At 48.5% G+C, this 14,709-nt stretch carries 13 protein-coding genes and 2 tRNA genes; 9 read left to right on the top strand and 6 right to left on the bottom strand.

Annotated features, from left to right (window positions below):
- The first annotated feature begins 142 nt into the window (after nt 1-142).
- The 8 genes from HMPREF1051_RS00650 (at nt 143) to HMPREF1051_RS00615 (ending at nt 7,587) form a co-directional block, all read left to right on the top strand.
- Nucleotides 143-219 (top strand) — tRNA-Pro (locus HMPREF1051_RS00650).
- Between the two features lie 286 nt (nt 220-505).
- Nucleotides 506-1,870, top strand: a complete 1,365-nt coding sequence (locus HMPREF1051_RS00645; protein ID WP_003762872.1) for a sodium-dependent transporter — start codon at nt 506-508, stop codon at nt 1,868-1,870.
- Between the two features lie 351 nt (nt 1,871-2,221).
- Entirely contained in the window at nt 2,222-4,105 is a 1,884-nt protein-coding gene (locus HMPREF1051_RS00640) for a tetratricopeptide repeat protein (RefSeq protein WP_003762955.1), read from the top strand.
- A gap of 80 nt (nt 4,106-4,185) precedes the next feature.
- A complete protein-coding gene (gene lolB / locus HMPREF1051_RS00635; protein ID WP_003762935.1) occupies nt 4,186-4,776 on the top strand; it encodes a lipoprotein insertase outer membrane protein LolB in 591 nt (196 codons plus the stop codon).
- Between the two features lie 14 nt (nt 4,777-4,790).
- Nucleotides 4,791-5,639, top strand: coding sequence for a 4-(cytidine 5'-diphospho)-2-C-methyl-D-erythritol kinase (ispE, locus tag HMPREF1051_RS00630; RefSeq protein WP_003763008.1), 849 nt, complete (start codon nt 4,791-4,793; stop codon nt 5,637-5,639).
- Nucleotides 5,640-5,645: 6 nt separating this feature from the next.
- Nucleotides 5,646-5,721, top strand: a tRNA-Gln gene (locus tag HMPREF1051_RS00625).
- A 243-nt stretch (nt 5,722-5,964) separates the two neighbouring features.
- Nucleotides 5,965-6,948, top strand: a complete 984-nt coding sequence (locus HMPREF1051_RS00620) for a ribose-phosphate pyrophosphokinase (RefSeq protein WP_045072760.1) — start codon at nt 5,965-5,967, stop codon at nt 6,946-6,948.
- A gap of 66 nt (nt 6,949-7,014) precedes the next feature.
- The gene (locus HMPREF1051_RS00615) at nt 7,015-7,587 is read left to right on the top strand and encodes a 50S ribosomal protein L25/general stress protein Ctc (protein ID WP_003755233.1); all 573 of its coding nucleotides are present in this window, start codon (nt 7,015-7,017) and stop codon (nt 7,585-7,587) included.
- A gap of 286 nt (nt 7,588-7,873) precedes the next feature.
- Here HMPREF1051_RS00615 and HMPREF1051_RS00610 read toward each other — a convergent pair whose 3' ends face one another.
- Together HMPREF1051_RS00610 and HMPREF1051_RS00605 are read right to left on the bottom strand one after the other, a co-directional pair.
- Nucleotides 7,874-8,599 (bottom strand): metal ABC transporter ATP-binding protein, encoded by a 726-nt coding sequence (locus HMPREF1051_RS00610; protein WP_196794301.1) that lies wholly within the window; start codon nt 8,597-8,599, stop codon nt 7,874-7,876.
- 450 nt (nt 8,600-9,049) lie between these two features.
- A complete protein-coding gene (locus tag HMPREF1051_RS00605; RefSeq protein ID WP_003762992.1) occupies nt 9,050-9,724 on the bottom strand; it encodes a hypothetical protein in 675 nt (224 codons plus the stop codon).
- Nucleotides 9,725-9,842: 118 nt separating this feature from the next.
- On the opposite strand from HMPREF1051_RS00605, the gene HMPREF1051_RS00600 reads away from it, so the two are divergent.
- Complete coding sequence (locus HMPREF1051_RS00600) at nt 9,843-10,286, top strand: RpiB/LacA/LacB family sugar-phosphate isomerase (protein WP_003762931.1); 444 nt, start codon at nt 9,843-9,845, stop codon at nt 10,284-10,286.
- A gap of 182 nt (nt 10,287-10,468) precedes the next feature.
- On the opposite strand, the gene HMPREF1051_RS00595 is transcribed toward HMPREF1051_RS00600, so the two are convergent.
- The 4 genes from HMPREF1051_RS00595 to HMPREF1051_RS00580 all read right to left on the bottom strand — a co-directional run bounded on the left by HMPREF1051_RS00595 (nt 10,469) and on the right by HMPREF1051_RS00580 (nt 14,484).
- Nucleotides 10,469-11,086 carry a hypothetical protein gene (locus tag HMPREF1051_RS00595; RefSeq protein ID WP_003762965.1) on the bottom strand — a complete coding sequence of 206 codons (618 nt, stop codon included), beginning with the start codon at nt 11,084-11,086 and terminating at the stop codon, nt 10,469-10,471.
- Nucleotides 11,087-11,120: 34 nt separating this feature from the next.
- On the bottom strand, nt 11,121-12,599 hold the full coding sequence (locus HMPREF1051_RS00590; protein WP_003762976.1) for an AAA family ATPase: 1,479 nt from the start codon (nt 12,597-12,599) through the stop codon (nt 11,121-11,123).
- Between the two features lie 26 nt (nt 12,600-12,625).
- Entirely contained in the window at nt 12,626-12,784 is a 159-nt protein-coding gene (locus HMPREF1051_RS00585) for a hypothetical protein (RefSeq protein ID WP_003762949.1), read from the bottom strand.
- A 125-nt stretch (nt 12,785-12,909) separates the two neighbouring features.
- On the bottom strand, nt 12,910-14,484 hold the full coding sequence (locus HMPREF1051_RS00580; RefSeq protein ID WP_036490911.1) for a TROVE domain-containing protein: 1,575 nt from the start codon (nt 14,482-14,484) through the stop codon (nt 12,910-12,912).
- Nucleotides 14,485-14,709: the final 225 nt, after the last annotated feature.

Here is a 14,709-nt window from a genome sequence, read left to right as displayed (position 1 = left end):
ATTATTTATAAAATAAATTTTAAAGATAGGTTATGTTAATTGAAAACAGGGGCAGATTGAAGGCAATTCATCTATTTTTATTTTAGATTGTGAACAAAATCCGTGCATCCTGCCGAAAATTCCTCTATAATAGCCACTCATTCGGAATGTAGCGCAGCCCGGTAGCGCACTTCGTTCGGGACGAAGGGGTCGGAGGTTCGAATCCTCTCATTCCGACCAAATATAAAAACCTGCTTTGATTGCATGATCAAAGCAGGTTTTTTCATATCGTGGTTTCAAGTCTGAATCCTGACATTTTAATAGGGTGGAAAATGACAATGGTTTCCTAGTGTATCCAGCTATATCCCCTGTTTTGTTTTAAGACGACCTTTGTCTTTATAGTTTTTCCCTGAAAAATGCAAAATTCCCAGATATTTTCACTATACTGCTTTTTGATATTCAGTTAAGAACCGTTAATCCGTTCGCGTATAATTTCAAGTTTTCCCAACAAGGCAGATGGTGTTTTATGTCTTCCAACCAACCCCGTCAAACTTGGTCCAACCGTTTGACTTATATCCTTACCGTTGCCGGCGCGACTGTCGGTTTCGGCGCGACGTGGCGTTTCCCGTATTTGGTCGGTGAAAACGGCGGCGGCGCATATGTGTTTTTATTCTGTATCGCCATGTTTGTTATCGGTATTCCGATGATTTTGGTGGAAAACGTCATCGGACGGCGCAAAGGTGTGAACGCGCTGGACGCGTTCGGCGGCTCGATGAACGGCAAACCCGTCGCCAAAATTTGGAAACTGGTCGGCTGGATGGGCTTGCTCGGTGCGTTCGGCATCATGGCTTATTACATGGTGCTCGGCGGCTGGGTGATCAGCTATATCGTTAATATTATTAGCGGAAACCTGAATATTTCCAGCCCTGTCAGCGGCGAAATAACGAAAAGCTTCTTTACCGAACACATCGAAAACAGCCCTTGGGAAATTGCGTTCTACACTTTCTTGTTTGTCGTTGTGAACCAATGGATTTTGGTCAAAGGTGTCATCGGCGGCATTGAAAAAGCGGCGAAATACCTGATGCCGCTGCTGTTTTTGTTCTTGATTGCCATGGTCGTGCGCAACGTTACCCTGTCGGGCGCGATGGAAGGGATTACTTTCTATCTGAAGCCTGATTTCAGCAAGATTACCGCCGAACTGTTCGTCTTCGTTTTGGGGCAAGTATTTTTCGCACTGAGCTTGGGTTTCGGCGTGATGATTACCTTGTCCAGCTATCTGGATAAAAACGAAAATTTGGTGCAAACCGCAGTCATTACGGCAATTACCAATACCATTATCGCCGTACTGGCGGGCTTTATGATTTTCCCGTCGCTCTTCAGCTTCGGCGTCGCCCCTAATTCCGGTCCGACTTTGGTATTCCAAAGTTTGCCGATTGTGTTCTCGAATATGTGGGCAGGGCCTGTGTTCGCCGTGATTTTCTTCTCGTTGCTCCTGATTGCCGCGCTGACGACTTCGCTGACCATTTATGAAGTGTTGATTACAACAATTCAGGAGAAAACCAAAATCCGCCGTACCGCAGCGATTACGATTGTGTTGGCTGCTATCTTCATCTTCGGCAATATTCCGTCCATTCTGAGCTATGGTCCGTGGAAAGACGTTTCCGTGTTCGGCAAAAATATTTTCGATGCCTTTGACTACATCAGCGGCAACATCTTGTTTATGCTGACTGCACTCGGTTCTGCGTTGTTTGTCGGTTTTGTGATGAAGGACGAAGCGAAGGACGAATTACTTTATAAAGGCAACCATACGACGGTCAATATTTGGTTTGCCTATGTGAAATACCTCGTGCCGTTGGTGATTTTGCTGATTTTCGTCAGTAATTTGTTGTAATGGTGCGTAAGGTCGTCTGAAAACTTTAAACTGCCTTATATTTCAGTATTGATAAAGCTTGTTCAGGCGGTTGATGTAAGCTGGGTTCTGTAAATGACAGAACTCAGCTTTTTTGATTTTGAGTCGAATTGTTGATGGTCGTAGTCTGCTTATATTTGATTACGGTGGTTAAGCGCGAAGAGATAGCCGGGAACCTGTTCAAATTCAGGGTATAGGGTCGTCTGAAAAGGAGGAATATTACAATAGGTTTACGGTTGCTTAAATCTACAAAGTTGGCCGCTTGTGATAAAGTTACGTTTGATTATGGCCGTATGAATTCTGATGCGGCTTTTTTGTACACAAAGGATTGTTATGTTGCTGTCCCCAACCCGCGCCCGCACGATTGCCGCTGCGGTCATGATGTTGTTTGCGGTGCAAGTTTCTGCCGCCAGGCAGGATAATGCCGTCGAGGTGAAAACACCGAAAGACGTGAAACAGATTATTCAAAAGAGAAACCGCTTTACGCCTGATGAATTCAAGGTCGAGCAGGCTCGCCGTGTGAATATACAAAACCGTGCAAATCAGATATTTACCTTATTGAGCGGCGAAATACTGTTGCAGAAAGGTGATGCCGGTACGGCGTTGGCAACATACATGATGATGTTGAACAATACCAAATCGCCGGAGGTGGCGGAACGCGCTTTAGAAATGGCGGTTTCGCTCAATGCGTTCCAACAGGCGGAAATGATTTATCAAAAATGGCGTGAAATCGAACCTGTTCCGGGTAATGCGCAAAAACGTATGACTTGGCTGCGCAATATCTTGCTGGGGCAGGGCGATAAGACCTTGAATGGTTTGGATGATATTTTGGCCAATGCCAGCGAAGAACAGAATCAGCGTATTTTCCTGCTGTTGGCTCAAGCGGCAATCCAGCAGCCGGGGTTGGCAGAGAAAGCTTCGTCACAAGTCCATAAGGAAGCTTTGAAATATAAAGATTTGCCGGAAGCTGCGATTGCCGATGTGATTTTCAGTGCACAAGGCGGCAAAAAGAAACATGCCATTGCGGCATTGCAGCGTTTGGCAGGGCTGGATGCAGAGATGCTGCCACCGACTTTACTGACTTTGCGGCTGATGGCGCAACGCAGTCCCGAGATATTAAACGGCTTCTTCGAGCAAACCGATACGCGCAATCTTTCGCCCGTATGGCAGGAGTTGGAAATCGTCAACCTGATTTCCAATAAACAAAACGACAAAGCCTATGCGCGCCTGCGTACGCTGTTGGAGAATAACCCGAATCCAGACCTGTATATTCAGGCAGCGTTGTTGGCAAGCAATCGTAAAGACGATATTTCGACGATTATCAATTATTTGGATAAGGCGTATAACATCGGAACAAGCGAACAGCAAAGCCGTGCCGCCCTGATCGGTGCGATGGCTTATGCCGATGTTAAAGACTATCCCAAAGCCAAACAATGGCTTGCCAAAGTTGTTTCCCCCAGTTATGTTTTTGATAAAGCAGTTTTCGGTGCTTCATTAGAGGCCGAGCAAGGAAACGGTAAGGCAGCTTTGGCAGAAGCACGTCGGGCGCAAAGCCTGCCCGAGCAGGAAGGGCGTTATTTCGGCAGTAAGGAATTGCAACGGGTTACCCTGTTTGCTTTGTCCAAACACGATAATTTGAAAGAAGCATTGTCCGAGCTGAATAAAATGTTGCCCAAGATAAGCCGGCAGCCGGATGCCATGGAGCAGTTGCCTGATGTTTTGTACCAACGAGCCATGATTTATGATCGTATGGGCGATCAGGGCAAGGCAATTGCCGATTTGCGCCGCGTAGTCGAATTGGCACCGGATAACGCCAACGGTTTGAATGCGTTGGGCTATATTTTGCTGTCCCCAACCAAGAAAAATTTAGACGAGGCCTTTAAACTGATTCAGGCTGCTTATCAAATCGAGCCGGAAAACCCCGCCATCAATGACAGTTTGGGTTGGGCGTATTTCCTGAAAGACGATGTACAAACCGCATTGCCTTATTTGCAATATGCGTTTGAAAAATATCCTGATGCAGAAGTTGCCGCACACTTGGGCGAAGCATTGTGGGCATCCGGAGAGCAGGAAAAAGCCAAAAAAATATGGACGGACAGCCTGAAGGGTGAAGGCGATATGAAAATATTGCGGGAAACCATGAAGCGTTTCGGCGTGGAGGCTGCTCCTAAACCAACGAAAAAAGCCCAATCGGGGCGTTCCGTAAAATCGAAATAATGAAAGGGGTCGTCTGAAAATAAGGCATTGGAAGAAGCCGGGATGATAGACCGTTTTCAGACGACCTTTTGGGAGTATTTATGAAATTACAAACCTTATTATCTATTGCAACACTGACATTGCTTGCCGCTTGTGTGCATCCTAATTTGTCTCAGCAAAATGATTGGAAGCCGGCGGAGAATGTCAATGATTTCACTGCAGACGGAAGATTGGCAGTAAAAGTCGAAGAAAAAGGCTCTTACGCCAATTTTGACTGGTCCTATCAAAATCAAGTCCAAACGATTAGCGTCAATACGCCTTTGGGCAGTACGGTCGGACAGTTATGTAAAGACAATCAAGGTGTATTGGCAGTAGACAGTAAAGGTCGAGTCTATCAGGCAGAAACAGCAGAAGAACTCAGCAACAAACTTCTGGGCTATGAATTGCCTGTTCAATATCTGCATATTTGGGCGGATGGCAAACGCGTTGCCAATGCGCCATATCGATTGTTGCCCGATGGCCGTTTGGAACAATTTAATTGGACTATTACACGCAGCACCAATAGCGAAGGCAAGCCGAAAATCCTTCAATTGGAAAATGCCAAATTAAATGTCCGTCTGGTATTTGACGAAGTCAACCACGAACCTGCTGCCAGCGATCAGACGCAATGTGCAGCCCGCCTTAAAAAATAAAAAAAGAGCTTGATATGGACATTCCTTCCGACGCTCAAGCCTTTCCCGCGCCTGCTAAGTTGAATCTCGATTTGCGTATTACGGGCAGAAGGGATGACGGATACCATAATTTAGAAAGTATTTTCTGCCTTATCGGGCTGTATGATACCGTCTGCCTGAAGCTACGAGACGATAAAAAGATTATTCTGCATAATCCTACTGAAGGTATTCCCTACGAACAAGATTTGGCTTATCGTGCCGCACTTTCTTTGCAGCAACATACCGGTTCCTGTCGTGGTGTGGAAATCTGGTTGGAGAAAAAGATTCCGACAGGGGGAGGATTGGGCGGAGGCAGCTCCGATGCGGCAACCGTGTTAACCGTGTTGAATCAATGGTGGCAATGTCGGCTGACAAGGCAACAGCTTATTGATTTGGCGGTTGGTTTGGGTGCGGACGTGCCGTTTTTCCTTTTTGGGCAAGGTGCTCTTGCGCGAGGAATCGGTGAGCAATTAGTCAAAATAGAAATTCCTAAACAATGGTATGTGATAGTCAAACCGTCGGTACATGTTTCTACTGCTAAAATTTTCTCGCATGAGAACTTGACACGAAATTCCAAACCAAGCATAATGCCGACTTTCCAATCTTTGCAGCCGTTTAGAAATGATATGCAGGCTGTTGTTTTTCAGGAATATCCTGAGGTTTGGAAAGCTTATTGTGAATTATCCGAATATGGTTCTGTGCTAATGACAGGATCTGGAGCGTGTATATTTCTCTCTACGGATAGTCGGCAAGAAGCAAACAATATATACCAACAAGTTTCACAATCATATGAAGCATATTGTGTTGAAGGTTTAGACGTTCATCCTTTGTTTCAAATGATTTGATAAAGTTGGGGAGTCGTCAAGCGGTTAAGACACTGGATTTTGATTCCAGCATGCGAAGGTTCGAATCCTTCCTCCCCAGCCAAATAAGAGCGTGTAAGTTTCCTTACACGCTCTTTTATGTTGAAAATCAATGATAACGCTGAAAAACTTTGTTTTATAGTGATAAATTTGGATTGGAATGAGGCGTGACAGTGATATAACGCTGCAAATTTAATTCACTATGCCGTTCATTGTGCGTATAATACCGCTCGTAATGTCTTGGACATAGGCAGAGGGAAGCATGACGTTTTCTGAGCGGAAGTTAAACATAAAATCAGGTGAAAATATGGCTGCATACGACAGTTTGATGGTATTTACCGGCAACGCAAATCCGGAGTTGGCGCAACGCGTTGTCAAACACTTGGATATTTCGTTAGGCGAAGCCTCCGTATCCAAATTCTCAGACGGCGAAATTGCCATCGAATTGATGGAAAACGTCCGTGGTCGTGATGTATTTATCCTGCAGCCCACCTGCGCCCCAACCAATGATAACCTGATGGAAATCCTGACGATGGCTGATGCGCTGAAGCGCGCCTCAGCCGGTCGTATTACCGCAGCAATTCCCTATTTCGGCTATGCACGGCAAGATCGCCGTCCGCGTTCTGTGCGCGTTCCGATTTCCGCCAAACTGGTGGCCAATATGTTGTATTCCGCAGGTATCGACCGTGTTTTGACTGTCGATTTGCATGCCGACCAGATTCAGGGTTTCTTTGATATCCCTGTCGACAACATCTATGCCACTCCTATTCTGTTGAATGACATCAAACAGCAACGGATTGAAAACCTGACCGTAGTCAGCCCTGATATTGGCGGCGTAGTCCGTGCCCGCGCTGTGGCGAAATCATTAAATGCCGATTTGGCAATTATTGACAAACGCCGCCCGAAAGCCAATGTGGCGGAAGTCATGAATATTATCGGCGACATTCAAGGCCGTACCTGTCTGATTGTGGATGACATGATTGATACCGCGAATACGCTGTGTAAAGCTGCCGTCGCTTTGAAAGAGCGCGGAGCAGAACGTGTTTTGGCATATGCCAGCCACGCCGTATTCTCGGGAGAGGCAGTCAGCCGTATTGCCTCGTCTGAAATCGACCAAGTTGTCGTTACCGACACCATCCCTTTGTCTGAAGCGGCCAAACAATGTGACCGTATCCGTCAAGTGACGATTGCCGGCCTTTTGGCTGAAACGGTCCGCCGCATCAGCAATGAAGAATCCGTCTCATATCTTTTCAATGAAGAAGTGATGACAGGCAGCATGTTGCTGCCATAACCCCGAAGCCGTCTTAAGCTGGTCGCGGCCGATGACGGTAGTTTTATTTAATTTGGAGTATTTAACATGACTTATGAAATTCAAGCCTCTGTTCGTGAAGCACAAGGCACTGGTGCGAGCCGCCGCCTGCGTCGCGAAGGCCAAATCCCCGGCATTTTGTACGGTGAAGGTCAAGAGCCCGTTGCAATTGCTGTGGATCACAAAACTGTATTCTACGCATTGGAAAAAGAATCTTTCCACACTGCACTGATCAAACTGTCCCTGAACGGTGAAACCAAAGACGTTATCGTCCGTGATTTCCAAATGCACCCGTTCCGTCGCGAAGTTCAACATATCGACTTCCAAGCTGTTAAAGCCGATCAACCTGTACGCATCCGCGTTCCCCTGCACATTGTTAACGCTGAAAACTCTCAAGCCGTTAAACTGCAAGGCGGTCGCGTATCCCTGTTGAACACTACTGTTGAAGTGGTCGCTTTGCCTGCCAACATCCCTGCATACTTGGATTTGGACTGTACTAAAGTCGTTGCCGGCGACATCCTTCACCTGTCTGACATCCAACTGCCTGAAGGTGTAGAAAGCGTTTCTCTGAAACGTAACGAAAATCTGGCAGTTGCTACCGTTACCGGTAAAAAACGCTAATCATCGTTTCAAGGATGATTTGAAAAAACTGCACTAGTAATAGTGCAGTTTTTATTTTGTAGCCGTAAGCTAATTGCTTGATAGGACTTCAATAAAAAAGCATTGCAATGGAAATTTGCAATGCTTTTTTGTTATATAGTGGATTAACTTTAAATCAGGACAAGGCGACGAAGCCGCAGACAGTACAGATAGTACGGAACCGATTCACTTGGTGCTTCAGCACCTTAGAGAATCGTTCTCTTTGAGCTAAGGCGAGGCAACGCCGTACTGGTTTAAAGTTAATCCACTATACCTCGCACCAATCTGCCGATTCTTGCCTTTGCATCAGTGCGTTGGCTTGGCTTAAATTGGCGTCGGTCAGTACTGTATGGGTTGCGCCTGCAGCAACTTTTTCCCGTGCAATCAATACAGTATGGGGGAAATAGGTTCGGACTTGTTCGTAATCATGCAAAACGGCAATGATGGCTTGACCTTCTTCATGACATTGTTTCAATACGTCTAGCAATGCGTAAGTTGTCCGAGCATCTACCGCGTTAAAAGGTTCGTCCAAGAGCAAGAAGTTGGCGTTTTGAGCCAGCATCCGCGCAAATAGGACACGTTGGAATTGCCCGTTGGAAAGGTGGGCGATTTGACGGTCGGCAAGATCCTGAACGCCGACGCGCTTCAATGCAGCCATCACCCGTTGGTGTTGTTGGGCGTTCACGCGGCCAAAAAAGCCTATTTCGTACCATAAACCCATCGCGGCAAGCTCAAAGACAGTCATGGGCTGGCTGCGGTCAATGTCCGACTGCTGGGGCAGATAGGCGATATCTTTACGTTGCAATCCTTCAAGGGAAACTTTGCCCGTATCGATGTTTTGAAGTCCCATAATGGCTTTGAGCAGCGTGGATTTTCCCGCACCGTTGGGACCGAAAATTGCCCACATGCTGTGGTCTTCAAAAGTAATATCGATATGGTGGATAGCAGGGCGGCGTTGGTAGCTGACTGTCAGATTTTCTACCTTGATGCTCATGATGCGACTGCCCAAAAATATATTGCCCATAATGCTGCAATTGCGAGAAGGGCAATCAGCAGCCGTTGGAATAGGCCGGTTAAGAGAATGGAATTCATAAGTCGTAAAGCATTCAGACGACCTTAAGGTGATGTATTGGCGCAAGCAGATAAGAACATCGGCGGCATATAACAAATTTTGATTTTGCTATGAAACTAAAGTAATGCGCTACCGAATTATCGGCCTGCTCTAAGAGATAGGTCGTCTGAAAGAAAGTAAATGAGTTTTGAGATGATACTGTATAACATTCTGACTGTAAATTTGTTTTTGACAATACAAGATTGAAAAGAAGGCGGCATGGTTTGTTTGATGCTTGGGGTCGTCTGAAAATGTTTTTCAGACGACCTTTTCGTTATTGGATGGAGTCACGCTATCCGTATTTGAACATGACCACCCGCATCAGTTTGATTTTTATTTTTGCGCCTTCTGATTGGCTTTATTGTTGAGTGAACGCAACTGGTGTGCTACGAAATCCCTGGCAGCCTCCACTTGGGACGGAACGGTCGGGTTTTCCCCAAAATATGAGATTTTCGGCAGCGGGCTGAGGAAGCTGTCGATGTCTTGCGGGGTGAGGAAACGGCCGTGCAGGTCGAAGCCGACGTTTAAGGCGCGGCCAGGGATTTCTGCCAGACGGTCGTGCAAATGGCCGTATAAGTGATACCAGCCTTTGTGGCAGCCGTCCCATTCGTTAATCGGGTAGTGGAACAAAATCAGCGTATTGTCTATTTCGTCCAATTGCAGTTTCCGGTAGGTTCGGGCGGATGACAGTAACGGATGTCCGTCGTGTTTGACGGTTTCAAACAGGTATTTGTTGTGACGGCGGACGATGTCGTCGTGGTTGCCGTAAATCAAGTGGTGTTTGCCGTTGAGGCGCGATAGGACGGCTGCGATTTTTTTGATGTCGTGGGCGAAAGACAAATCGCCCAAGTTGTATACGTCATCGTCGGGGGAAACGGTTTCGTTCCATGTTCTGATCAGGTATTCGTCCATGTCGGCGATGTTGTCGAACGGGCGGAACTGCGGGCAGAATTTGGCGATGTTTTTGTGCGAAAAATGTAGGTCGGATGTGAAAAAGATTTTGCTCATGTTGCGTTTCCTGTGATTTTTCGATGCGGTTTATGGTGCGGTAGTGCGGCTATCGGCTTGAACCGTCTTGCAAGCGGGCGTATGCTGGTTATGTTTATTATGTGGTTAAGGAGTATGTATGCGTTTGGTTATTGCCGCGCCTGCCAACGGCGCACTATTAAAAGACGCGCTCAAAGCGCATTTGCAAAACGATCCGCGTGTCGGCAGCTTGGTTGATTTATCCTCGCCGGACGGAACGTATCCGCAGCTTTCGTTTGCGGCAGCGCAGGAGGTGGCGGCGGGACGTGCTGACCGCGCACTGTTGATTTGCGGTACGGGCGTGGGTACGGCGATTGCCGCCAATAAGGTACGCGGCATACGGGCGGCGACGGCACACGATTTGCTTACCGTCCGCGGCTCGGTGGAAAACTACGACGCGCAGGTGTTGTGCATGGGGCAGAATGTGATTGCCGCGCCTGCCGCTTGGGCGTTGGTGGATATTTGGCTGGATTTGCGCCACGACACAAGCAGTAGTTATGCGCCTAAGGTTGGCGAAATCGAGGCATTCGAACGCGGGGCGTAAGCGCATTATTGTTTTGGTTTTATAGCCGATTAAAATAAAAATGAGACAAGGCGGCAACGGGTGCCGTGTACGGATAGTACATAAGGGCGTTGGCAACGCTGTATCATTGCAATTTTAATCCGCTATAAACAGACGACCTTGTCGTACCCTGCCATCAAGGTCGTCTGAAAACGTTTAAACGCTTATTTTCCGCTTTTGCCGCAAGGATGCTTCGCGCTGTTGTCGCAGACGGTAAAATTACGCAACTGGTTGATAGCCTCGAAGACTTCGGCTTTGTTGGGTGCATAGCGGAAGGCGTATTGTTTCACATACAGGCCGTCGTTGCCTTGTATTGCTTTTACCCAAGTAAATTCGGATTTGTTGGTTTGTGGGTTGTTTTCGCAAGCCATCAGCCATAATACGAAGGGATAACCGTTTTCTTCCCCTTCCCGTACAGTGTCAAAGTTGCCTTTCGGACAGGCATTCTGCCATAAGGAGGCCATATCTGCCCGAAATCTTTCTACGCCCGGTTTTGCGCCTGCCATGGACTGCAGGGTGATCATTTGTGTCCAGTTGTCGACAGTCTGTTTTTGCGGTACGAGCTCGACCATGATCATGCCGTTTTGTTCGGTTTGATAGTCGATTTTGAAGTCTTTGGGCGGTTCGCCGAAGGATGCCATCTCCGCAGCTTGCGCCGCCTGTGCCGCCAACGGGAACATTACGGCAGCAAGCATCAATTTTTTGACAATATGTTTTTTTTTCATCGTTTTTCCTTTTGCAATAATGAGGGGCGGATGAGACGAAGTATCCGCCGCCGTCATATTATCACAAGCGTTAGGCATTTTTCAGACGACCTTACAGTTGCCGTAAGAATGCTTGGATAAACGCGATCTTATCCAATTCCGGCATGGCGTTGAACGCTTCGCGATGGTCGTGGATATGGTCGATTAAGGGGTAAAACTCTTCATCGACATGGCGTTTGTCGAGCTTGCGTCCGATATTGCCTTCGTTGCTTCGTCCCAGAAACTTGGAAATCAAGTAATACGGCGATTTGAGTTTGAACAGCATTTCGCCGTTTTGCGCATCAAATACCATAAAGCCTTCGTGTTCCACATTTTTCAGACGACCTTTCAGCTCGCCGAACGTGATGTTTTTCAACGTTTCGGGGCGGCGGATGCCGTATTGTTTGCCGATTTCGTCCAATTCGGCTTCGCTAAACTGACGGCCTGTTGCTACATCGATGCAGCCGATTAAGGTTTCGCCCAATTCTTCGCGGATGATGTGGACGTCTTTCGCGTCTGTGATTTCAAACAAAAAAGTGTGGTTCGGATAAGCGCGGAACAGGGGTTCGTATTGCGCGCAGTGTACGGCGGTCATGTCGGCAAACGCGCTGTCGAGCGAGCCGGTGGTCGAATACAGCACTTTTCCGTCAAACGCCGCGCCGTGGGACGGGTGGTCGTCTGAAAGCGAGACGAAAGTGCAGCAGCCGAGGAAGCCGTTTACTTTTACGACCGCATCCACCAATCTATCGTCGCTGATTCGGATCGGATAACGGCTGCCTTTGGCAATACGTTCCGAATAATTGAACACTTTTTTAAACGGGCGCACGATGATGCGGTTGTGCGCGTCGATAATCAAACCGCGCATTTCCAGCAGCGCATCGTCGAAGCGGTTGTCGTAGAACACGCTGCGGGCGTATTTCAACACGCGCAATTCGGGGTAACGTTTGGACGCTTTGGCGGTAAAGTTGCGGCTGCCGTGTTGCAGATAATTTTCGGTGACAAAGGTTTGCTGCGCTTCGTCAAACGGTAGGGGTTGCTGCTGGAAAGCCTGCATTTGCTTGATTTTTTCCAGTTGTTCCGCGCTGGCGGGTTGTACGGCTTCGACGTGGATTTCGTTTGCCACACGGTTTTGGTTCAGCTTGATATACGCCGCCAACACATCATGCTCCTTCACGCCGTGCAGGTTGGGATAGAAATTGTGCATACGGTAGATTTCTGTTTCAAAACCGCTTTTTTTCGCCAGATCCAATAAATGGCGGCAACGCGAAGCCTTTTGGTTGGTGTTGGAATGGATGATTAAAATGTTGCGGTTCGGATTTTGACGCCCGATTTTTAAGGTCTCGGTCATCAAAGCATTACCGCGCTTCTGAGCCTTATCCAGCGCCTCGCCCGACCAGCGGTACACGCCGTTTTCGTCGGTCATGAGCAAGTCGTTTTCAATACGGACGATTTCGGCATCACGGTACTTCGCTTTAAATTCGGCGGCTTTTTGTTCGGCGAAAGTCGATTTTCCCGAACCTTGGTGTCCACGGATTAAGATGAATTTTTGCATGGTGTTTGGTTTCCTTATTTGGATTTTCAGACGAGGTTTGTCGTAGGAGGTCGTCTGAAAACAATACGGGCGATTTCTTTATCGATTTTTTCCGCCAACAAACGGACGGGATAACTTTGCCAATCGGGATAACGGCGGCTGTGATAACAATGCCAATAGCTGCGGATACGGTTATTCCGCTTCATGCCGCAAGATCGCGGGAAAGGTTTCGCACAGGGCAAGTTCGTCAGCATTCATGTTTGCCACTCAATCTTTTACCGGTAAGGTCGTCTGAAAACGTTGTCCACCTTATTTTCAGACGACCCCTTGGCTAATTTACCGCCACCAGCTCGGTTTTCTCAATCTCTTCCACCCAGAAATCCGCGCCCATACCTTGCTCGGCGAACGAGCCGATGAGCGTGAACACTTGGTCGGAGAAGCCCCCGATGTTCAAGATGTCATGGCGGTTTTGCGCCTGTGCGGTGGTGTAGGGCTGGATGTCCAAGCAGACGAGTTTGGCTTCGGGGCAGCGTTGTTTCAGGATGTCCCATTCTTTCATCAGGCCGGTTTTGCCGCTCCAATGTGGTCCGCAATCTGCCCAGCTTTCGTTGTCAGATACGATGACGACCAAGTCCACATCGGCTTTTTCGCGGTTCAACAGGGCGAGCGGTGCGCTACATGCCGTTCCGCCGCCGCCGATATTGGCGAGTTTTTGGGCGTTGGTCATGACGCTGTCGCGCGGGTTGAGCTGCACGTTTACCGTGATTCGTTCAAACGGTATTACGCGGGCTTTCGGGTTGGTGCGCAACATGGCGGCGGACACGAGTGCGGCGATGTCGATGCAGCGGGTTTTGCTGGTTGCGCTGCCGCGATAGCCGGTAGCCGAGCTGTGCATGGAGCCGGAGACGTCCGGGCAAACCACGACTTTGCCTCGGATGGCCGGTACGTTTTGTACGGCGGTTTCCATCGCATCTTGCAGGGCTTCGCGGATTTCAAACGGCATCTTTTCGGATGTTGCCTGATACGCGGTCAGCAATTGGTAAGGCAGGACGCGGGCGCGGCGGATGGCGGTTTGGTCGCGCAGTTTTTCTGCCACCATTTTGATGTTTTTGCTTTTCACAAACACATCGTGGCGCAGGAAAGTGTTCAGGTTTTGGCGAACCTGCTGCCATGAGCCGTTGCGGGCGATTTGCGTCCAGTCGCCGCTATTCAATTCCAAGGCAGTGAGCATTTGGAAGGGAACGTCGGGCAATGCGCCTTGGCGGCTTTGTTTGTAGTCTTCAAAGGCGCGGGTGATGGGCGGCAATGCTTCGCGGTCGTACGGTTTGCCGATAAGCCACGCAAACCAGGCGGCACGCCATGCTTCACGCGGTTTGGGATGCACCATTTTGACCACATCCGCCAGCGACGGAGCATTGCCGATAGCGGCGTTCAACAGTTGTTTTTCGGTAGCGGTCAAAAGCCAGGTCTGCATCAGTTTTTTCGGACGGTTGCCGAAGGATTTTCTGCCGACTGCGCCGCTGCGGATGATTTGCGCGAAGTTGCGCAACATTTTACCGTTGTCCGCCACTTGGTCGAACACGCGGGCAAGCATGTTCACGTCTTTTTGCGCCAACACGGCAAGTAACAGCGCGGGCATATCTTTCATGAAACCTTTTTGACGGGCGTACACGGCGGTTTTGGCGATAAACTCGGCATCCAGGTTTTCTGCCAATTCCAATACTTGCTCAAGCTGGTCTTGCGCATCGGTGTAGTAGGTGCTGTTCAGGCAGCCGGTGGCGGCAAGTTGGGCGAGCTGTTGCTTGGGTGTCAGTGTGTAGGCGATGCCGCCTGCTTCGTTGCGGGTGTCGGCAGCGGTCAAACGGGTTTTAATGGATTGGAACAAGGTGGTGTTAGCCATTTTCATTTCCTTTCGTGTTGTTGGTTTTGGGTGGTCTGAACTGTTCAGACGACCTCGAATGGATGGCAGCGCAGCGGCTAATATTTGAAGGGATACGGTTTTTTAACGTGGAAGGTTAATGTAATCCCTTCAGGCATCCGCCTGCTGCCGTAAAAAAGGTGGGCGGCTAGATTGGCAGGATTTACGCCGTTTCCGGCGGCGGGAATCGAACCCGCAATAACCGATCTAATG

Source organism: Neisseria sicca VK64, assembly GCF_000260655.1.
GTDB lineage: Bacteria > Pseudomonadota > Gammaproteobacteria > Burkholderiales > Neisseriaceae > Neisseria > Neisseria sicca_B.
The sequence above is the reverse complement of the archived record's forward strand: the minus strand, read 5'-3'. Positions and strand labels throughout refer to the sequence as shown.

Bases quoted from the DNA above. Each gene is read 5' to 3' on its own strand.
- HMPREF1051_RS00645 (WP_003762872.1), top strand. From the start codon at position 506: ATGTCTTCCAACCAACCCCGTCAAACTTGGTCCAACCGTTTGACTTAT.
- HMPREF1051_RS00640 (WP_003762955.1), top strand. From the start codon at position 2,222: ATGTTGCTGTCCCCAACCCGCGCCCGCACGATTGCCGCTGCGGTCATG.
- lolB (WP_003762935.1), top strand. From the start codon at position 4,186: ATGAAATTACAAACCTTATTATCTATTGCAACACTGACATTGCTTGCC.
- ispE (WP_003763008.1), top strand. From the start codon at position 4,791: ATGGACATTCCTTCCGACGCTCAAGCCTTTCCCGCGCCTGCTAAGTTG.
- HMPREF1051_RS00620 (WP_045072760.1), top strand. From the start codon at position 5,965: ATGGCTGCATACGACAGTTTGATGGTATTTACCGGCAACGCAAATCCG.
- HMPREF1051_RS00615 (WP_003755233.1), top strand. From the start codon at position 7,015: ATGACTTATGAAATTCAAGCCTCTGTTCGTGAAGCACAAGGCACTGGT.
- HMPREF1051_RS00610 (WP_196794301.1), bottom strand. From the start codon at position 8,599: ATGAGCATCAAGGTAGAAAATCTGACAGTCAGCTACCAACGCCGCCCT.
- HMPREF1051_RS00605 (WP_003762992.1), bottom strand. From the start codon at position 9,724: ATGAGCAAAATCTTTTTCACATCCGACCTACATTTTTCGCACAAAAAC.
- HMPREF1051_RS00600 (WP_003762931.1), top strand. From the start codon at position 9,843: ATGCGTTTGGTTATTGCCGCGCCTGCCAACGGCGCACTATTAAAAGAC.
- HMPREF1051_RS00595 (WP_003762965.1), bottom strand. From the start codon at position 11,086: ATGACGGCGGCGGATACTTCGTCTCATCCGCCCCTCATTATTGCAAAA.
- HMPREF1051_RS00590 (WP_003762976.1), bottom strand. From the start codon at position 12,599: ATGCAAAAATTCATCTTAATCCGTGGACACCAAGGTTCGGGAAAATCG.
- HMPREF1051_RS00585 (WP_003762949.1), bottom strand. From the start codon at position 12,784: ATGAAGCGGAATAACCGTATCCGCAGCTATTGGCATTGTTATCACAGC.
- HMPREF1051_RS00580 (WP_036490911.1), bottom strand. From the start codon at position 14,484: ATGAAAATGGCTAACACCACCTTGTTCCAATCCATTAAAACCCGTTTG.